Below are 18,988 nucleotides of genomic sequence, written 5' to 3' on the forward strand. Positions count from 1 at the left end.
TGGAATTTTATTATAGCAGCTTTGTCATATTGAGCTTTTGTTGACCTTGAATTTTCTCTAATACGATATTTAAATAAAATTTCTGGTATACGATATACTTTAGTCCCATTTTCAATAAGTGATAACCAAAAATCATAATCTTCCGTTGAATTTCTCACATATTCTTTATAGCCACCAACTTTTATCCAATCAGTACGCTTAAAAAGAGCTGTAGCAAAAATACAATTATCCTTTAACATATTTGCTATTGTAAATTCTGGTAAATCCCAATATCCTGTTTTAACACCAATAAACTCAGCTTTACAATAAACAATACCTATTTTATTATCTTTAGTAATGATATCAACGGCTTTCTCTATATAAGTTTTTTCAATAATATCATCACTATCAACAGGAAGTATATACTCCCCTGTTGCTTTAGTTATGCCGTCATTGCGAGCAGCTACTACCCCCCCCATTTTCTTTTTCTATATATACAATTCTATTATCTTTAGATAGATATTTTTTACAAATTTCTTTGCTATTATCTGTACTACCATCATTTATCAATATGATTTCTAAATTCCGATAGCTTTGATTTATTATAGATTCTATAGTCTCCGCTACAAACGCTTCTGAATTATATACAGGTACTATAACACTTACTAATGGTTTCATAACTAATATTTACCTATTTCCATACATCTTCTCATAGTACTTTTTGTACTCACCATTAATGATATCCTTCCACCACTTCTGGTTTTCCAGATACCACTTAATCGTCTTCTTAATACCGTCAGCAAACTTCGTCTCTGGCAACCAGCCAAGTTCGTTATGAATCTTCGTCGGATCGATTGCGTAACGCATATCATGTCCTTTTCTATCAGTTACGTGCGTAATCAAGCTCTCCGGCTTACCCAGTTCCTTACAGATGAGCTTCACGATATCAATATTGCGCATTTCGTTATGACCGCCAATGTTATAAACCTCGCCTACTCTCCCCTTATGAATGATCAAGTCAATCGCCTTGCAATGGTCTTCAACATAAAGCCAGTCACGCACGTTCAATCCTTCACCGTACACAGGTAGAGGCTTATCTGCTAAAGCATTCGCAATCATCAAAGGGATAAGCTTTTCAGGAAAATGATACGGACCATAGTTATTACTGCAACGAGAAATTGTCACTGGCAGGCCGTAGGTTCTTTGGTACGCCATTACCAGCAAATCTGCGCCAGCCTTTGAGCTACTGTACGGCGAGCTAGTATGAATAGGCGTTTCTTCCGTAAAGAACAGGTCTGGTCTGTCAAGCGGCAAATCGCCATATACCTCATCAGTAGATACCTGATGGTAACGCTTAATACCATACTTACGACAAGCATCCATAAGCGTTGCCGTGCCCATGATATTTGTCTGCAAGAAAATACCAGGATCTTCAATTGAGCGGTCGACATGAAACTCTGCCGCGAAATTTACCACTATATCAGGATGCTCTTCTTCAAAAAGCTTATTCACTGCTACTATGTCGCAAATATCTGCTTTGACAAAACGAAAGTTTTTGTTGTCCATGGCAGGTGCAAGTGTGGACAAATTGCCTGCATAGGTCAGCTTATCTAGGCAGATAATACGATAGTCTGGATACTTCGCCAGCATGTGAAAAATAAAGTTGCTGCCAATGAAGCCAGCACCACCAGTTACAATTATATTCATAATTTATTCCTCAATTTCCTTTAAATATCTTCTCAAAGCATCTTTCCAGTCAGGTAGTGGTTCAAACCCTTTTTCTAGTAGCTTGCTTTTATTCAATCTGCTGTTGAACGGCCTCTTCGCCTTACTCAATCTATACTCCTCAGTTGTCACAGGCACAACCCTCGTTGCATATTCTACCTGCTTAAAAATCTCGCAGGCAAAATCATACCAGGAAATATAGCCACCCTCATTTGTCGCATGGTAGTAGCCATATTTTTCTGTCTCTATCATGTCGACTAAAAGTCTTGCCAAGTCAAACGTATAAGTCGGTGTGCCAATCTGATCATTTACTACACGCAAGGTATCGAACTTCTTGCCTACGCTTAGCATTGTCTTAATAAAATTGTTGCCGTTCTTGCCAAATACCCAAGCAATGCGCACGATAAAGTATTTCTCCAAAGTTTCAGCTACTGCTAATTCTCCTCGTAGCTTACTCTCTCCATAGATATTTAGGGGAGCATACTTCTTGCAATCTGGCTGCCATGGCGCTATACCCTGTCCATTGAAGACATAATCTGTACTAATGTACATCATCTTACAGGAACACTTTTTGCAGGCTTCTGCAATATTTTTTGTACCATCTACATTAATAGCAAAAACCTTTTCCCTGTTCTCTTCTTCCTCTGCTGCATCCACAGCAGTCCAGGCAGCACAGTGAATCACTGCCTCTGGTTTGATTTCAGAAATCACCTTGTTCACTGCCTCTGTATTAGTAATATCCAACTGTATATATTGATAAGGCAGATTAATATTTTCCTTTGGCTGGATATCACTGCCAAAAGCCTCGTGACCACGCTTCGCCAACTCGTTCATCACATCATAACCAAGCTGTCCACCTACACCTGTAACAAAAACCTTCATTTTGCATACTCCATTTGCAATAGTTAATTAAAAAGCAGTGGTATCCTTATTAAAATACTTCTCCTAATTCCTTCAAAAACGGATTTTTCTCATCCTTCGCAGAAAGAATAGGCTTCTCAATACCCCACTCAACTCCAATATCTGGATCATTCCAGCGAATACCACCATCTGCTTCAGGAGCATAATAATTGTCTGCCTTATACAGAAATTCAACTTCATCCGTCAGCGTCACAAAGCCATGCCCAAAACCACGTGGAATTAAAAGCTGCTTTTTATTCTCAGCGCTTAAAATAACTGCTTCCCACTGCTTATACGTCGGACTGTTATGTCGTAAGTCAACAGCTACATCTAGCACTGCACCACGTACACAACGTACTAATTTTGCCTGTGCCTTATCACCCTTTTGAAAATGGATGCCACGCAGAGTTCCCTTTACTGTGCTCAAGGAATGGTTATCCTGTACAAAGTTATAGAACAAACCAGCTTCTTCCATTTTTTTCTGACTCCAGCTCTCCATGAAAAAGCCTCTATTGTCGCCAAAAACATCAGGAGTAATAATGACTACACCTGCTAATTTAGTGTTTTCTATCTTCATATTTACAGCACTTCCTTAGTATTGAATTTTCCCGTCTGCCACCTTTTGCAGATACTGCCCATAAGGAGACTTGCCATAAGCCTTTGCAGACTCAAGCAGTTGCTCCTTAGTGATCCACCCATTATTATAAGAAATCTCTTCCAATACTGCAATAGGAATTCCAGCGTTCTCCTGCACTGCTTTAACAAAATCTGCCGCTTCGTTAAGGCTGGCAACGGTTCCCGTATCAAGCCAAGCATATCCACGACCGAGAGTTACAACAGAAAGTTTATCGTTTTCTAAATAAATTTTATTCAAGTCAGTAATTTCCAACTCACCACGAGCAGAGGGCTTCAAGCTCTTTGCATACTCGCAAACTTTTTCGTCGTAGAAGTAAAGTCCAGTTACTGCATAATTACTCTTAGGCTGCACAGGCTTTTCTTCCAAAGATACTGCCTTACCATTTTCATCGAATTCTACTACGCCAAAGCGCTCCGGATCATTGACATAATAGCCAAAAACTGTTGCAACTTCAGCATTCGCCACAGCCTTTTGCAGATGCTGCGTCATGCCTGCGCCATAGAAAATGTTGTCGCCAAGAATCATAGCGCACTTGTCCCCAGCAATAAATTCTTCACCAAGAATAAACGCCTGCGCCAAACCATCAGGAGAAGGCTGCACCTTATAGCTCAAATTGATGCCATATCTGCTGCCATCGCCAAGAAGACGCTCAAAGTTTGGTAAATCTTGCGGTGTAGAGATAATCAGTATATCCTTAATGCCAGCGAGCATCAAGGTCGACAGCGGATAAAAAATCATCGGCTTGTCATAGATAGGTAAAAGCTGTTTGCTTGTTACCATGGTTATTGGATATAAACGTGTGCCGGATCCTCCGGCGAGAATGATACCTTTCATAATTAGAAGTCACTCCTCATATAATATATGTAAGGAAAATACACCAAACCAGTAATACATATTCTGTTCTTCGATAGCTAATGTTAAAATATTCTTAGTAAATTATCGCAAAGGCAATCTCTTATCTCTCCTATATAATATACTCTAAATGCTACCGATAGTTAAATACTAATATTTTATCTTTACTATAGCAATATCTTAAATAGAATTCTATAGTTTTTATCGTAATATCTGAACCACAACTGTGAACTAAATCAAGTGAACTTTTTTAAACCAAACAACAAATTAGAACTAATAGTATTTTATTTACTATAATGACGACAATAAAAACATTCTAAGATTTTTCATTGTGCTATTGTTTCACTTTTAGGAAGATGTATTTTTATTTTATCAACAATTACCTCCATCTCTTCTTGATACTCCTCACACCAAGTAGCTAAAAATGCACTTCTAATTATATTTTCATTTATAGCTACTAATTTCTTACCAATTTGAGAAAACAAGTTATGATGATCCATAGTAGTATTAGCTACATCCTTAATGATATTCTCAATTTTTTTAGAGTCTTCATAGACCAAACCACATCTAATTGCTATTTTCGAGGAACACTTATCTAAAATATCTTTGATACCATAAAATATAAATATTTCCGGTGCTTCTCCTGGCAACTTAAAAATTAAATCAGTTTCACTTTCTTCATATCTGGAATCGCCATCTAATATACAAATAGATTTAATCTTATTACTAGGATCTTGATTATGATATTTATTAGCTTGTACTGCACCATTTTCTCCATTCATTGGGTAAATATCAATACTATTTAATGCAATATTCTCTGTATGTCTAAATACATGTAACAACCAATCCTTAGCAAAGTCATCTTCAACATAAATAATTAATTGAGCCTTAGACTCACCGTTAAATGTTCTTAATGACTCAATTGTAAGTTTTCCTTGTGCTGCTTTTCCATTTATAGATGCCCAAATAGCACTACTAGGCAATGATTTAATAGCATATTCTGAATGTGTTGTAAATATAACTTGAAGTTTCTTTCTCCTTGCAACATTAATTAAATAGTCTACCAACCTACAAATTACCAATGGATGTAATCCATTCTCAATTTCTTCAATTAAAATCAAACTTTGAGAGCTTGCTCCTTCTATACTCATTATCATTTTTATAATGCTAGACTCGCCAGCACCAAAATGAAATTCTGAATAACTTTTCCCCTTATCAGTTTTACCAGAAAGCAAAGTAATGTTCCCATGATTATTAGGCTTGATAACAATAAATTCACTCACGTCTTTTCCTAAGACTTTCGTAATTGCATTAGCTGTTTCTGGGCTTAAATTGCGAGATTCTTTATCTGAAAAATGAACATTTTGCGTAGCAAATTTAGATAAATCTTTTCTTTCAACCGCTGGTATGGTTCTAGAAACTCCAAAAAATAAAACTTCTCTTTGAAGTGATTTTCTATTCCACTTTTTACTTATATATGATGCGGATCTTTTCACCAAATCATTTTTACTTACATCTCTATCTATTGCCCAGTATGAAATTGACCAATTTTCCATTTCTTCATCTAATTGAAGATTCTTAGTGAAAAATTGTCTCGGAGCAATTGAACTATATAGTATTGCGCTAGCACCTAAAATAGTAGTCTTTCCTCCACCATTAGGCCCAATTAAAGCTGTAACAGGAAAATCAAATTTGATAGTTTGATCTTCAAAAGCTCGACACCTATTAATATTTATCTTTTTAAGATATTTTCCATAATTATCATTTTGAACTTTATTTTGCAAATCCTTTATAATCGAATCACTAATTCCACTTTTATACATAAGCTCTCCTCCTTTTGTATTTTTACAAAGTTTATTTTATATATCTTTTAATATTAATTGTATCGTATTGAAAAATGTATATTTAATCTTTGTTTTTCTTTCACCTTCTTCTGCTAGCATTATCCTACTTTTCTCGTTTTTTAAATAATAATCTATTAATTTCACCATATAATCTGCATTATTACTCATAATGAAATCTTCATTATTGTTTATATCAATCCCCTTCAGATCTTCTTCATCTGTAATAAGTAGTCTTCCCAAAACCATAATATCAAAGTTTCTCGTGTTAAAGCTATGATGCTTTTCAATATTAATATTTAAGCAAATCTTACTGTCAATATACACTTGCGCTAACTGTTCTGGTGTTAAATATTCATTCTTAACATACTTATATAATATCGGATGTTTTCTTCTGAACTTAAATGCTCCTATTAATCGCTGTAAAAAATTTCCATTATGCCAAAAATGTCCCGCACAAAATAAAATTCTATTATTTTTATAACAGTAGTCTGCTATTTTATCAAGATATGCAAGACGCTTTTCAGAAGCCAAGCATACAAATGAAATATCGTATTGCGGCTCTCTATTTATTACATTATAAAGATGATATGATGTTCCTATTGGCGTATAATTAACCGTAATACCCCATTTTTGTTTTGCATATTTAATATCATTGTATTCAAATGAGTAGATGTTTCTAAATTTTTCTAGTCCTTGTATTTCTTTTAAGTCACGCATTGTATCAACGAACAAGATATTCTTATCCTCGTTCTCTGATAATACACGTAACAACTCTTTACTTTCCTCAGGAAAATTTATAAACAAAAAACTATCATATTCTTTTCTAACAGTCTCTAAATATCTACTTTGTTTTGCATTAATATTATCTCGATATCCTAAAATATTCTTCTTATATGCTTTTCTATATAAAATATTGTCATCATCGCAATCATGCAATTCGAAAAACTCTATTATAACACCTTGTTCTTTAGCATAATTCAAGAAGCCATTTCTATATAATTTTAAATGATACTTAGATAATATGACTAATATTTTTTTCATTGAATCATTGTCCTTTTCTTCTACTATTATTCCTCAGAGATTTCTCTTCTTCCATAAGAAGTTCTAAAGCGTTCTTTAGAATTATCATATTCCTTGCTCCATATTATATTGTTTTTTTCCTCAAACTTTTTTAGTTTAATATCCATTAATCCTAACATAGTATTGAAAATCAAATCATTAGTGAAATATCTATTGTTAGATTTTTTTATTTTATCATAAGTTTCGTGCTGTTCATTCTCAAATGATTTAGATAGATAAACAGCAAATGGTATCCTAGTCATCTGTGGAATATAATTATTACTATCATGTTGTAAGTTTTTATCAATACCTTCTCCATGATCAGAAAAATATACTATACTTTTCAAATTGTCTATATTAGATAGTTTTTGAAATATATTCTTTAAAACGCTATCTGTGTACAATATACTATTATCATAATAATCTATATAACTTTTATCTCTACTATCATTGAAAATAGCATAACTAGCAGGATACCTTAACTTATAACTATTATGGCTTCCCATTAAATGAATCACTATTAACATTTTCTTAGTAAAATGAATAGAATCTATTGCTGGTAAAATTTTTTCATCATAGTAATCTGGTAAATCTAAATACCTACCATCTTTTAAATGTCCAACTTTATCTCGAATCCAAACCTGTTGCTTAGAATCTGCTGCTATTGACGTAATTGGCGTATCTGCTAACCCATATTGCACTTGATTGCTTAACCAAACTGTATCATAACCCGCAGCATTAGCCGCCTCTATTATTGAAACTGCTTTTTTTAATTCCACGCTATTATACTGATTTTTTGCCGTCAATGCATATGTTAAAGCACTAACTGTATCATTAGCACATGACCATGCATTATTAAACTGAACAAAATTTTTATTGTTTTTCATGCTAGAAAACCACGGTGTAGTATTTCTACTATAGCCATAACAACCCATATGATCCCTAGTAGCTGATTCACCTATAATCAATACATAAACACCATCTTCACCACTATTAGTTACGCCTTCTAATTGCTTTAAATTTTCTTGCCTTTCTTTTCTTGCCTGTAAATATTCATTATAGGTATTGGAATAAATCCAAGTATCATAAACTATATTAGTGACTAAATTTTCTCTGCATCTATACAACAAGCTCATATTCAAAAGGAAAAAAATCATAACTATACTCGTTCTTTTATATCGTGTAAGTTTTTCTTCTTTCACAACTTTCACTAACAAAATAATCACTACGAATATAATCGAAACAATAAAAATGTTTGTCAAAGAAGTATGGTCTGATATATAATTCTGTGCTTCCATTGGATTAGTTTGTAAAATAGCCATACATGATTCTACACTGATCCAAGAATTTGCAGCTACATAATATCCCCAGCATATCAATATAGGTATACTACTTCCCAAAATAAGTAATATATCTATTCCAAAGGTATAACCCCCCCACATGTTTTTTAACAAATTAATTGTTAACATTATTAATTGTATAATGCATCCTGAAAATGCTATCCATGTTAAACATTCCTTCCCTTCTATTGGGTTAACAAGCTTAACAGAAAATATAATAATGAATATTGATACACAGATAGTCATAAACAAAAAAATACATTGATAATATTTTTTTAAATCTTTATAAAATGTACTTCCCAATATAGTGAGAGCACACGAAATAATTGGCAATAGCAAGTGCTTAATATTTAAATCATTAAATTTAATATAAAGAATATAAGTAATGATACTATATATAATTACACAAAAAAAATTGCATCTATTGTTTACCATTTTTTAACTTTTCCTCCGGTATATATTGTTTCTTTATTTCTCTACCATACTTTTCCCTATCCTCTAGCATTTGCTCTAAATGCTCCTCTACATTTTCCTTGGTCACTAAATCATATAGTTTGTTCTTAAGATTTTGATTTTCTTCTTCTCTCCCACTCAACACATTTGCAACCATTTCTTCAAACATCGCACTAGCATGAGATGTTTCTCCCCAAAAATAATTGTTAGTAGTATAGAAGTTGATAATACTAAAATCATAAAAATCACCTATATTAGTCAATGCATACTTAAATTCATTGAGATTTCTTATATCATCACTTAAATATGTAGTTATATGCGTAGGTGTCATAAACAATACTAGCTTAATATGGTTATTATCACAAATTGATTTAATTTCCATCAATTCCGCAACAGTTTCTTTAATTCGTTTATTTTTTTCTGGATAAAATGTCGGCTTAGAAAATCGCTCATCATTAACATATTTATTCCAATCAATTTTTTGCTCTTTATATTCTCCAACAATACTTCCATCTATATCTATTTTATACATACACTTCGGTTCATTTAATCTGCCAAATATATAACGAACAGTATCATTAGTCGGTTTTCTAAACAATAAGGCCAATTTATATTTTATATTGTCACTGTAGCTTCCATACCCAATAAAATTAATATTTCCATGAACCTCTTCTGGTAACCGCTTATACGAAAAGTCATCTATACCTATATATATTGTTTTAGGTATAATCCCATTACTTACCAAAGTCTTCAAATCTCTTACATAATCATTAGGCACTCCAGCAGAATACGCTAAATTATAAGTAGTATTCGAAAACGTCTTTGGATTTAATCCTTTACTTCTACTGGAACCAAATATGAAAGTATCATACTTTCCCTTGCCTTCATATAATAAATAATCAATTTTAGCATACCTTTCATTCACATAACAATATCTATATTTACTAAAATCTTTTTCAAAAATCCCATATAAGTCATATTTATAATTTATAGCAGCATTAGTGCCTAATATCAAAAGCGCTAGTATAAAAAATATACTTAAAAATTTTTTACTATTCATCTTCTATCCCTTCAACTCAGAACTGAAAATACAAAAATGCACTCAACTTATTCAACTGTGATACAGCATATACGAATCCTAAAGCTAGTACTACAGCTGTAACCGCCTTAGGTTTAAAGTGCTCTTTCATCCAATCCTCTGTACTGTAATAAACTATACTGATAATCAAAAATAAAATAATCCATAATACATCATTAGAGGAAAAAAGAAAATCTTTATTATAAGGCAAATTGGGCAACCATTTTACTACAATTTTACTGTATGGATAACAAAACGACGATAAATCTCCCATCGCCTTTATGATATTAAATGCTTGCTCAAAACTCTCTGCTCTGAAAAATATCCAAGCCAAGTTTACAACATTGAAAGTTAATAACCAGTTAACAACTTTAGGAAGGCTGAGCTTAGTTTTTCTCCACAGATGATTAATACAAATACAGCATCCATGAATCCCCCCAAATTACAAATGTCCAACCTGCTCCATGCCATAAACCACCCAATAACATCGTTAGCATAATATTGCGCATATGATGCCCATTTCGATTACCTCCAAGAGGAATATATAAATAATTTTTCAAAAAAGCTGATAAGGTAATGTGCCAACGTCGCCAAAAATCAATAATACTACAAGCCTTATAAGGTGCGTTAAAGTTTATAGGTAAGTTATAATTCAACATCAAAGCAATACCTACTGCCATCTCTGAGTAACCGGAGAAGTCAAAATACAGTTGTAAAGTATATGCTAATGATCCACCCCATGCTTCTAAAATTGAAAGGTGCTCTGAATGCTCAAATACTAAATTTGCTACATTGCTCATCCAGTCAGCTATAACAACTTTTTTAAATAAACCTATAACAAACCAAGTAACACCCTTAGCAAAGTTATCAAAATTAAATTTATATCTGCTTTCCTCAGAAAACTGCGGTATCATATCCTTATGATAGATAATCGGTCCTGCAATCAAATGTGGAAAGATTGTTACAAATAACAAATAATCACTTTTTGAATATGCAGTAGTTTCACCTTTATATGCATCTACAAGGTAAGCTGTCTGTGTGAAAGTAAAAAAAGATATACCTAGAGGTAAAACTATATCTAAATGAGGAAATGATGTATCCAATAATGCATTGGCATTATCTAAGAAAAAGTCTGCATACTTATAATAAGCTAAAAACAATAAATTGAATGCAATTCCAGTTATCAGCCAAGCTTTTTTCTTTGTTTCTACTATTCTACGTCCAACAAAAAAATTTACTGCAATTGATACCAAGAGAATTGGTAAATTTCTTATATCCCAATAAGAATAAAATGCTACAGAAGCTAAAATCAAGAAATACTTAGCGTATATACTACCTATCTTTTTGGCAATCAAATAGTATAACAATAACGTTATAGGTAAAAAAATAAAAATAAACTCGTATGAATTAAATAACAAAATTATCTCTCCTAGCTGATTTTAATAAATAGCTGAATTCCTGCCATTATAAAAATCTGTCCAAATCATCATCTTCTAATTTGCTAAACTTAAAGCAATACATAATCCTATCTTGCTATTTGAACTTTGAAATATATTCCTCAAACTTTTCCACATTATATGTATGCACTTTTCTAAAATATACTCTAGCATATCGACTAATACCAAAACGAACTAACTCTTTTCCACCTAATTCCATTATTCTGTCATTAATATAATCTTTTGATTTATTACTTTTAGATGGATTTTTTTCTTCATTATACACCAAAATAAAATCCAAGCATTGGCGTAACTGACTGATATGGTTATCAGTAATATCACAAAGCATTAACAAGCTATCTTGAATTTTACTATAAATCCCTAAGCGTACTTCTTTCTTAGCAAGGCTGCCATTTTTAAATTCAATAAACACATTACAATTTGCCTTTGACAATAAAGCATCAACTGATGTTAAGCTCTCATCTTGACACCCAATCCTTTGCAAATACTGCTCCTTAACATTATCAAAATCAATTACAGGTACTTTGAGTTCTGTCATGTACTCAGAATTCCCATCATCGTATGATGTTTCCGTCAAAGTTGACTGATTCTCAGTAAATATTTCAATATTATCCCAATCATTTATCATCAGCATACCTCAAATTCTCTAGCACCTGCAAAGGTCTTGCTAACTTAGCATAAATCTCTTCCAAATTCCCTGTTACTCTCTTCACAAAAGATTCTTCATGGACATTGTAAGACAAATAATATTCGCACTTGTCATCTATACCATACTTTTCAGCAAAAACTTCAATGGCTTGCAAAAAATATGGACTGTGAGTATTAAGCAGAATATGCAGATTAAATTCTTTTTGCAGCATTACAATCAACTCAGCAAACAGCAACTGCCACTCTGGATGCAAATGGATTTCAGGCTCATCTAAAATGATAAGGCTACCGTCTTTAATGGCACCACTTAAAAGTAAAGTCTGTAAAATAACAAACGTCTTTAACCCAGTCGATAAATTAGCAACCTTGAAAGCAGTTTTCATATTATCCTGCTGATACATAAGATCATTATTATTTTTGAAGAAAGTTCTGCCCCTACAAGCGCCATGTACCTTATCAATAATCTTCTGCAGACGCTCTTCTATTACTATTTTGTCTACTAAATTATTGCTTTCTACCTGCTTATAAATCAAGTCTCCAAGCTTATCCTTATGTCTGTAAAATTTTCCATTACTATAAAAAAAAGTAGCCAAAAAGCCATGACTCGGACGCTCATCCAAGATAAACGGATCATCTAAATAAATAGCATCAGAAAAAATATCTATTTGTTTATTGACAAAAACCACAATATTATCGTCGAACTTCACAGAAGATACCTTCTGTTTAATTGTCAGATCAATTTCTCCATTAGTATTTTCTAATATATTGTTAATTTGCTGATTGAATTCCTCACTAAAATTTTTCTGAACTAAAATTTTTAAATAGTTATCATTTGCAACGCTAAGAACGCGTAATATATTATTTATACTAGGTTCTAATCTACTATAATTATTCTCAATGACACTGGTTTTTAAATTTAATTCATCAGCCAATACCTGTATTATTTTTTCCTTATTAAATTCGTTTTTTATATCATTTAATTTAGTTGCCAACGCATTGCCATCAACCTGAGGGAACCCCATATTAGAACCACTAATTTCTTGTAAAAAAGTAAATATACTTCTCTGCAAGCTGTCTATGCGTTCTTCTTCAACCTTTTTTGCAACATCAACAAACGAATTAAATATAGCATACAAAGCCTTGCCAACTGTACTCTTACCAGTATTATTTTCACCAGCAATAACCGTTATGCCATTAATAGCCACATCCGCTTCTTTAATTTTGCCGATATTAGATATTTTAATTCGCATTTCTAGCAGTTCCTTTCATAGACAATTATTTTTCTTTAATCACTTTTTCCATCAGCTCTTCCCACTGATCCCAGATTTTTTCAGGTGCAAATTGTGCCATATCTGCTTTCGCAGCCTTACCCATTTGTACACGTAGCTCCTTATCGCCCATAAGCTTATCAAGTGCCTGTGCTAGTGGTTCTACACCGTCATCGCATAAGAATCCAGTTTCTCCATCCTTAATTAACTCGTTTACAGCCGGACAATTTTTATAACCAACAGAGGGCAGTCCAACACTCATGCCTTCTGCTAATGCCATACCAAAGCCTTCAAAAGCACTTGGGAATGCAAAAATATCTGCTTCACGCAGCTTTTCAGGAACTTTATCAGTTGCACCCTTTATAAAAATTCTATCAGATAAATTAGCTGAACTAATCATATGCTCTAATTCTTTATAATAAGTAGCCCTGTCCTTTGCTCCCCACAATTCAAGAATCCAATTTGGATACTTAGCAGCAAGCTTTGTAAATGCCTGAACAAGTAAATGCGGACGTTTATGATTCTTTGTCAATCTCCCCACAAAAATAACCTTATACTGCTTTTTATCTGCTACTAAGTCAGCACTAAAAACAAACTGCGGGATAGCATTACCAATAGTAATTGTTTTTACATCAAGCAGATGATTTTTTATATGCTGCTCAAATGAAGGCATAAGTACCTGACAAATCGTACTTTTCTCCAATGCCGGAAGCTCTTTTACAGGATAGATATGAAAATAATCTTCTGGATCTCCATGAGACATAGTAATAACAGGAATATCACACTTTACATCACATAACAATAGTTTACTTGCCGCAGGTTGATAGCTTACGATTATATCTGGTTTTATAATCTCAAGATAATACTTAAGATTATCCAATAAATTATTTTCTTCAAACCAACTATTAACTGTACGTGCCGGACGCTTCCCTAAAACACGTAAACACTCACGCACAGCCTTCAAATATATGGGAAATTTTATAATACTACCGTCTTGATTAAGCTTCAGATTGTAGCAATGAACCTGCTCCACTACAGGATAAAAAAACACCCCCGCTCTTTCATCACTATATATAAGGCTGACATCATGTCCTCTCTTAACCATTTCATTAGCAAAGGCACTTGTTACCTTAGCTAATCCCCCACTATCATTAACCATCTTTGTAAAATTAGCTAATAAAATCTTCATATTTCCCATCCTCTACACAATTTATCTTAAAATTGCCTTCACTAAATTCTCATGACTATAAGCCTTATTTGCTTCCACAAGTCCCTGCTTATACTGCTCATGCTTTTCAGGATAGCTATTCACAAACGCTTCTAGTTGCCTTATAAAAGCAGGAATACTATCCAGCGCGACAGCCTCGCCAACATTATATGCCTGCAAAACCTCCGGATTCATTTCCGGTGACTGCAAAATCGGCTTATAAAAACCAATAGCAGTAAACAACATCGCACTCCAATGATAGCGATAACGCTCTGCAGCATAAGGCGCTATTATAACATCAACCCCAAGCAACGCCTTTTGCCACTCTTCACCAATCAGATTCTTATGCCAAAATTCAATACCAGGAACATCCCTGTATTCACTGATAATCTTTTCAAACTCTTCGCTGTCCTCTGTACGTGCCGTCGCTCCCTGCATAATCAGCTTTACAGGAACAGTAAACTTAGCACGCTTAAATGCATCTAAAAAGAAGCGTACATTCTTTTCACGACGATATTGACCAAAAAAACCCAGGGTCAATGGCTCCTTATAAGTCAAATTTTTATCTACAGGCAAATCCTGTGGCTTAAACACCGGTGGGGCAATCAGGTCTACATTTTTCAAGCCATCATTTACAAAATCATTACGCAAAGTAATAACCTTCAGATGAATATTAGGATAGCGTTCACAACGCTTTGCCTGTTTCACAAAATTAGCTTTTTCCTGAGGGTTAATACCATGGAAAATAATATATACAGGTATCTTGCTGTTCTTTAAGTCAGTATCTAAAATTGCGCGCAAATATCTGTAGGTTGCTGTAGGAATAATGATAGCATCATAATTATTTTCGCTGCTTTTTTTATAAGCAGAATTAAACCACTTTCTGCGCCTGCTTTCACGCTTTACAGATAACCACAGCTTTTGAAACTTATTAGCGCCGGCATAGGTTACAACCTCTCCGCCTTCAAGGTAATCTACCTTAGCATTGTATTTTATTTTAAACGGAAAGTTTTCCGGCACCAGCATTACCGGTTCGTGCCCTTGGTTATTCAGCTCATCAACCAAGATACGGTCAAACTCAACTTCATGACCTGCCGGCATAATAATACTTTCTAAAATCGCTATTTTCATTTTATCACATCCTATAGCTTGCCATTGCTCTTATATAAATAATACAATTTCACATATTTCGTCATAGTATAAAAATAATGATCTACAGACAAAATCCAACCAAGGCGACCATCTTTAAAACCGCCATTTAAGAAGTATACCTTTATAAATGCCCATAACGGACGACAAACTATATCCCTAAAAAAGCTTACTCCCTTACCAGCCTTTTTGTATTTTTCAGCAGCAAGAGTAGTATAATTATTAAATTTATTAAAATACTGCTGCCAATTATCGTACGTATAATGGTACATATGGCCTTGCATTTTTTTATTAGGATAGGGAGTGATAATTGCCGGATGCACATATCCCTCAACATAAGAGTCCTTAGCAGGCATTACACGGCATACATAGTCAGGACGCAAAACACCATGTTCTGCTTTATCATAATGAAATTTATTAATACGTTTTATCCAATAGGCAACCTGCTCATTTTTCACAACAGCTGCTTCAATCTCTTTTGCTAACTCCGGTGTGCAACGTTCATCTGCATCTATAAAAAATATCCAGGGGAACTTTGCTTGCTGAATTGCAAAAGTCTGCTGCCCTCCCCAATCGCCATTCATACTACGATGAATAACACGAGCGCCCAAACTTTCAGCAATCTCTTGTGTTTTATCTGTACTGCCATCATCTATAACCAAAATATCCTCGGCAAAGCTACAACTGGTAATGCAGTCCCCAATATTCTTTTCTTCATTTTTTGCTAAAATTAAAACGCTTATCTTGGCCATTCAGGTCACCTTTCCTTATATACTATTTTAGATTTTCATCGCTATCCTTATCAGATGAAAAATACTTCCTTCATCTGATAAAAAATTTACTTGCCTAAGTAATATTTTTTCATTTTAATAATATTCACTAATTACTGTCAGAATGCTTCATCATAAGTCTTTCTTGTGTTAATTATCAATAACTCTCTCTATTAACGAACATTAGTATCTTAAAATATTCGTATTTGTAATTTTATACAAAACAATAAGTGTTTTTATGACTTTTTTATTGAAAGCTCTTTTTTATTATACCATATCTGCTATCATATGTGTTAACAACAAGGCCATAGACCGCAATAAATTACGTCTATGGCCTTTTTTTACTTCACCGCATCACCCTTAAGCACACGCCAAGCACCCACTCCGCGCACACTGTTGATATAATCCGTTATTTTTTTATCAGCACTGCTATCTTGCGTATAAATCTTGCCATCTGCAGCGTAAAGCCTGTGATTAAACACTACATCTTGATTGTCAAACATATTTGATTGCAATGCAGCATAAGTAAAGCCAACGGGTCCAATAATCTCTGCTAAAGTTCCTGCCAACTGCATATGATCACCAACAGACTTATCATTAAACCATGCTTGCTGCACACCGGCACCATAAAAAATACACGGTATGGACGACAAAGTGCGCGTATCCTGTTCCTTAGCAAAGCTGAAGCGCTCCGAGTGGTCACCGGTAATCACAAAAAGCGTATCACTATACATGCTTTGCGCCTGCTTTACAAAATCACCCATCGTTTTATCCGCATACCAGATATGACCAAGCTCGGTAAGCGTTTTTTCATCATTGGCGATATCTGCAGGCAGCTTGCTCTTAACCTTTGCTCTTGGGAAGCCCATACCATCCACATCAATGCTGTAAGGAGGATGATTACTTGTTGTTAATACCACATGGAAAACCTTTTCCTGCTCTTTTTCCTTACTCATATAAGCTTCAATCTGCTTAAACAAAACAGCATCCGAACAGCCCCAGGCATTACCGCTATTATCACTGAACTCATCTGCACAATGGAATTCATCAAAGCTTTGCGCTTTAGTAAATTTGCCGATATTTTGCCATCCGGAAAAACCACCATACCAAAAAACAGTTTTATAGCCAAGCTGCTTCATAATATAACCAATACCGGTAGCATACTTGCCATTAAAGCTGTTTGCCTGATAGTTTTCATATAAACCCATATCAGGAATACCGCTTACCAAACCATTAACAGCAGAAATGGTTCCGCTGCCATGCGGCAGCATAGTAGCAATGTGAGCAGCGTCAACGGAATTTTGCAAAGCCAGCATATTATCAACTAATCCCAAATCCTTGTACTTTGGTAAAAATGGCCAATTACCGAAGCTTTCGCCAACTATAAGCACAATATTACGTGGCTGCTTAGCAAGCTTAGGCTGTTTAACAGTATGCATAAAAGCCTTATCAATGCTATCCGCAGCTTTGTTACCACCGCTTGCAGCAATTTTTTCACGCAGCTGTGCTACCGTAATATTAATATTTGTCACTTTATCAATTTTACGCTTCATATCACGCACACGATATAAGGCCTGTCCATCATCCAAAATTGCTTCATTCAAAAGATTGGATTTTAAGCGTGCAGCACTTTCCCAATTAATGGAATGAGCATAGTTAAAAGCACCGCCATAACGCACAAATACGCATAAAACCGCAAGAACAGGTAACGTCAATACGGCAGTCAGTTTTTTATGCTGTACAGCTTCAAAGGATTTTCCAGGCAGTTTGCTTAACCATATACGCAGGCCATAAGCCAAAGCAATGCCAAAAACAAGAGCTAACGGAAAACGCCACAATAATTGGTACTCTTTAACTGCAGTTACAAAGATTGCATAAATATCATCATGCGCACCATTGATAAGCATCATATTAAAAGCTGCATTAAAAATTTTGTAATACGGTATGCGAGTCATAAAGCAAAGTGCAAAGAAAACTAAGTTCACAGCGTGCCATCCAAAACGTAGCTTGTCTGCCGGCCATTTTTTCAAGATAAGCTTCGGCAGTGTTGCAAACACAAAGCCAATCAAAGCTATCATACCCGCAGTCTTTAAGCTTAAGCGCAGTCCCAACAGCAAAGCCATCGGAATATCGCTATAATCTCCATTCAATTGTCCGCTATAAATAGCAATAAACGCTATACGAAATACCGTAAAAACCAAGCACCAATAAATAAATGCCTTGAGATCCTGTTGCAGGTTCTCAAAAAATCTTGCGTAAGAATTCATATAAATCTTTCATCTCCCCATATTTTATGCAAATATAACTAATTATACCATACTTTCGCTTAGCATCTGCTTATGATTTAGAAGAATTCTATTTTTTAATTAGAATAAGCAAATGATTCATTCGTCAAGAAAAATGTAATTTATTGCACTTTTTCCTACGAAAAAATGCAATTTTTGACATTTTTTCTAACGAATATTGTATGCGCACATTTTTCTATTCTAAAGCTACATTCCGAATGCAAAATAAGGAATTGGGAAACTTAACTACAATCCTCAAAACAGATATTTTCATTAAGAAATAAATTAAATTACTACTAAATCTCACCACTTGCCTCTCTCCAATGCCAATCGCACT

The 18,988-nt window shown here is 34.2% G+C and carries 15 protein-coding genes and 1 pseudogene; all 16 read right to left on the reverse strand.

Annotation, left to right across the window (positions count from 1 at the left end; all coding sequences use genetic code 11):
- Positions 1 to 657, reverse strand: a pseudogene (locus tag RDW05_RS00005) (glycosyltransferase family 2 protein); the annotation flags it as partial.
- Positions 658 to 666: 9 nt separating this feature from the next.
- Positions 667 to 1,686, reverse strand: a complete 1,020-nt coding sequence (rfbB, locus tag RDW05_RS00015) for a dTDP-glucose 4,6-dehydratase (protein ID WP_374110986.1) — start codon at positions 1,684 to 1,686, stop codon at positions 667 to 669.
- 3 nt (positions 1,687 to 1,689) lie between these two features.
- Entirely contained in the window at positions 1,690 to 2,586 is an 897-nt protein-coding gene (rfbD, locus tag RDW05_RS00020) for a dTDP-4-dehydrorhamnose reductase (protein ID WP_307977379.1), read from the reverse strand.
- Positions 2,587 to 2,635: 49 nt separating this feature from the next.
- Entirely contained in the window at positions 2,636 to 3,181 is a 546-nt protein-coding gene (gene rfbC, locus RDW05_RS00025; protein WP_307977380.1) for a dTDP-4-dehydrorhamnose 3,5-epimerase, read from the reverse strand.
- A gap of 15 nt (positions 3,182 to 3,196) precedes the next feature.
- Positions 3,197 to 4,075: a glucose-1-phosphate thymidylyltransferase RfbA gene (gene rfbA / locus RDW05_RS00030; RefSeq protein WP_307977381.1), complete on the reverse strand. Its 879-nt coding sequence runs from the start codon at positions 4,073 to 4,075 to the stop codon at positions 3,197 to 3,199.
- Between the two features lie 344 nt (positions 4,076 to 4,419).
- The gene (locus tag RDW05_RS00035) at positions 4,420 to 5,916 is read right to left on the reverse strand and encodes an AAA family ATPase (protein ID WP_307977382.1); all 1,497 of its coding nucleotides are present in this window, start codon (positions 5,914 to 5,916) and stop codon (positions 4,420 to 4,422) included.
- Positions 5,917 to 5,952: 36 nt separating this feature from the next.
- Positions 5,953 to 6,978 carry a glycosyltransferase gene (locus RDW05_RS00040; protein WP_307977383.1) on the reverse strand — a complete coding sequence of 342 codons (1,026 nt, stop codon included), beginning with the start codon at positions 6,976 to 6,978 and terminating at the stop codon, positions 5,953 to 5,955.
- 26 nt (positions 6,979 to 7,004) lie between these two features.
- A complete protein-coding gene (locus RDW05_RS00045; RefSeq protein WP_307977384.1) occupies positions 7,005 to 8,582 on the reverse strand; it encodes a phosphoethanolamine transferase in 1,578 nt (525 codons plus the stop codon).
- Between the two features lie 175 nt (positions 8,583 to 8,757).
- Complete coding sequence (locus tag RDW05_RS00050; protein WP_307977385.1) at positions 8,758 to 9,849, reverse strand: hypothetical protein; 1,092 nt, start codon at positions 9,847 to 9,849, stop codon at positions 8,758 to 8,760.
- 425 nt (positions 9,850 to 10,274) lie between these two features.
- Positions 10,275 to 11,222 carry an MBOAT family O-acyltransferase gene (locus RDW05_RS00055; protein WP_307977386.1) on the reverse strand — a complete coding sequence of 316 codons (948 nt, stop codon included), beginning with the start codon at positions 11,220 to 11,222 and terminating at the stop codon, positions 10,275 to 10,277.
- A 178-nt stretch (positions 11,223 to 11,400) separates the two neighbouring features.
- Positions 11,401 to 11,952: a hypothetical protein gene (locus tag RDW05_RS00060; RefSeq protein ID WP_307977387.1), complete on the reverse strand. Its 552-nt coding sequence runs from the start codon at positions 11,950 to 11,952 to the stop codon at positions 11,401 to 11,403.
- The gene (locus RDW05_RS00065) at positions 11,942 to 13,222 is read right to left on the reverse strand and encodes an ATP-binding protein (protein ID WP_307977388.1); all 1,281 of its coding nucleotides are present in this window, start codon (positions 13,220 to 13,222) and stop codon (positions 11,942 to 11,944) included. The genes RDW05_RS00060 and RDW05_RS00065 overlap by 11 nt, the downstream gene beginning before the upstream one ends.
- Before the next feature lie 25 nt (positions 13,223 to 13,247).
- Complete coding sequence (locus tag RDW05_RS00070) at positions 13,248 to 14,429, reverse strand: glycosyltransferase (protein WP_307977389.1); 1,182 nt, start codon at positions 14,427 to 14,429, stop codon at positions 13,248 to 13,250.
- Between the two features lie 21 nt (positions 14,430 to 14,450).
- The gene (locus tag RDW05_RS00075; RefSeq protein ID WP_307977390.1) at positions 14,451 to 15,578 is read right to left on the reverse strand and encodes a glycosyltransferase; all 1,128 of its coding nucleotides are present in this window, start codon (positions 15,576 to 15,578) and stop codon (positions 14,451 to 14,453) included.
- Between the two features lie 11 nt (positions 15,579 to 15,589).
- Entirely contained in the window at positions 15,590 to 16,348 is a 759-nt protein-coding gene (locus RDW05_RS00080; protein WP_307977391.1) for a glycosyltransferase family 2 protein, read from the reverse strand.
- Positions 16,349 to 16,707: 359 nt separating this feature from the next.
- Positions 16,708 to 18,516 (reverse strand): LTA synthase family protein, encoded by a 1,809-nt coding sequence (locus RDW05_RS00085; protein WP_307977392.1) that lies wholly within the window; start codon positions 18,514 to 18,516, stop codon positions 16,708 to 16,710.
- Positions 18,517 to 18,988: the final 472 nt, after the last annotated feature.

The organism is uncultured Phascolarctobacterium sp., assembly GCF_902463975.1.
Lineage (GTDB): Bacteria > Bacillota > Negativicutes > Acidaminococcales > Acidaminococcaceae > Phascolarctobacterium_A.

Coding starts and splice junctions, on each gene's coding strand:
- RDW05_RS00060 (WP_307977387.1), bottom strand. CDS start 11,952: ATGATAAATGATTGGGATAATATTGAAATATTTACTGAGAATCAGTCA.
- RDW05_RS00050 (WP_307977385.1), bottom strand. CDS start 9,849: ATGAATAGTAAAAAATTTTTAAGTATATTTTTTATACTAGCGCTTTTG.
- RDW05_RS00040 (WP_307977383.1), bottom strand. CDS start 6,978: ATGAAAAAAATATTAGTCATATTATCTAAGTATCATTTAAAATTATAT.
- rfbD (WP_307977379.1), bottom strand. CDS start 2,586: ATGAAGGTTTTTGTTACAGGTGTAGGTGGACAGCTTGGTTATGATGTG.
- RDW05_RS00035 (WP_307977382.1), bottom strand. CDS start 5,916: ATGTATAAAAGTGGAATTAGTGATTCGATTATAAAGGATTTGCAAAAT.
- RDW05_RS00070 (WP_307977389.1), bottom strand. CDS start 14,429: ATGAAGATTTTATTAGCTAATTTTACAAAGATGGTTAATGATAGTGGG.
- RDW05_RS00045 (WP_307977384.1), bottom strand. CDS start 8,582: ATGACTATCTGTGTATCAATATTCATTATTATATTTTCTGTTAAGCTT.
- RDW05_RS00065 (WP_307977388.1), bottom strand. CDS start 13,222: ATGCGAATTAAAATATCTAATATCGGCAAAATTAAAGAAGCGGATGTG.
- rfbC (WP_307977380.1), bottom strand. CDS start 3,181: ATGAAGATAGAAAACACTAAATTAGCAGGTGTAGTCATTATTACTCCT.
- RDW05_RS00080 (WP_307977391.1), bottom strand. CDS start 16,348: ATGGCCAAGATAAGCGTTTTAATTTTAGCAAAAAATGAAGAAAAGAAT.
- RDW05_RS00075 (WP_307977390.1), bottom strand. CDS start 15,578: ATGAAAATAGCGATTTTAGAAAGTATTATTATGCCGGCAGGTCATGAA.
- rfbB (WP_374110986.1), bottom strand. CDS start 1,686: ATGAATATAATTGTAACTGGTGGTGCTGGCTTCATTGGCAGCAACTTT.
- rfbA (WP_307977381.1), bottom strand. CDS start 4,075: ATGAAAGGTATCATTCTCGCCGGAGGATCCGGCACACGTTTATATCCA.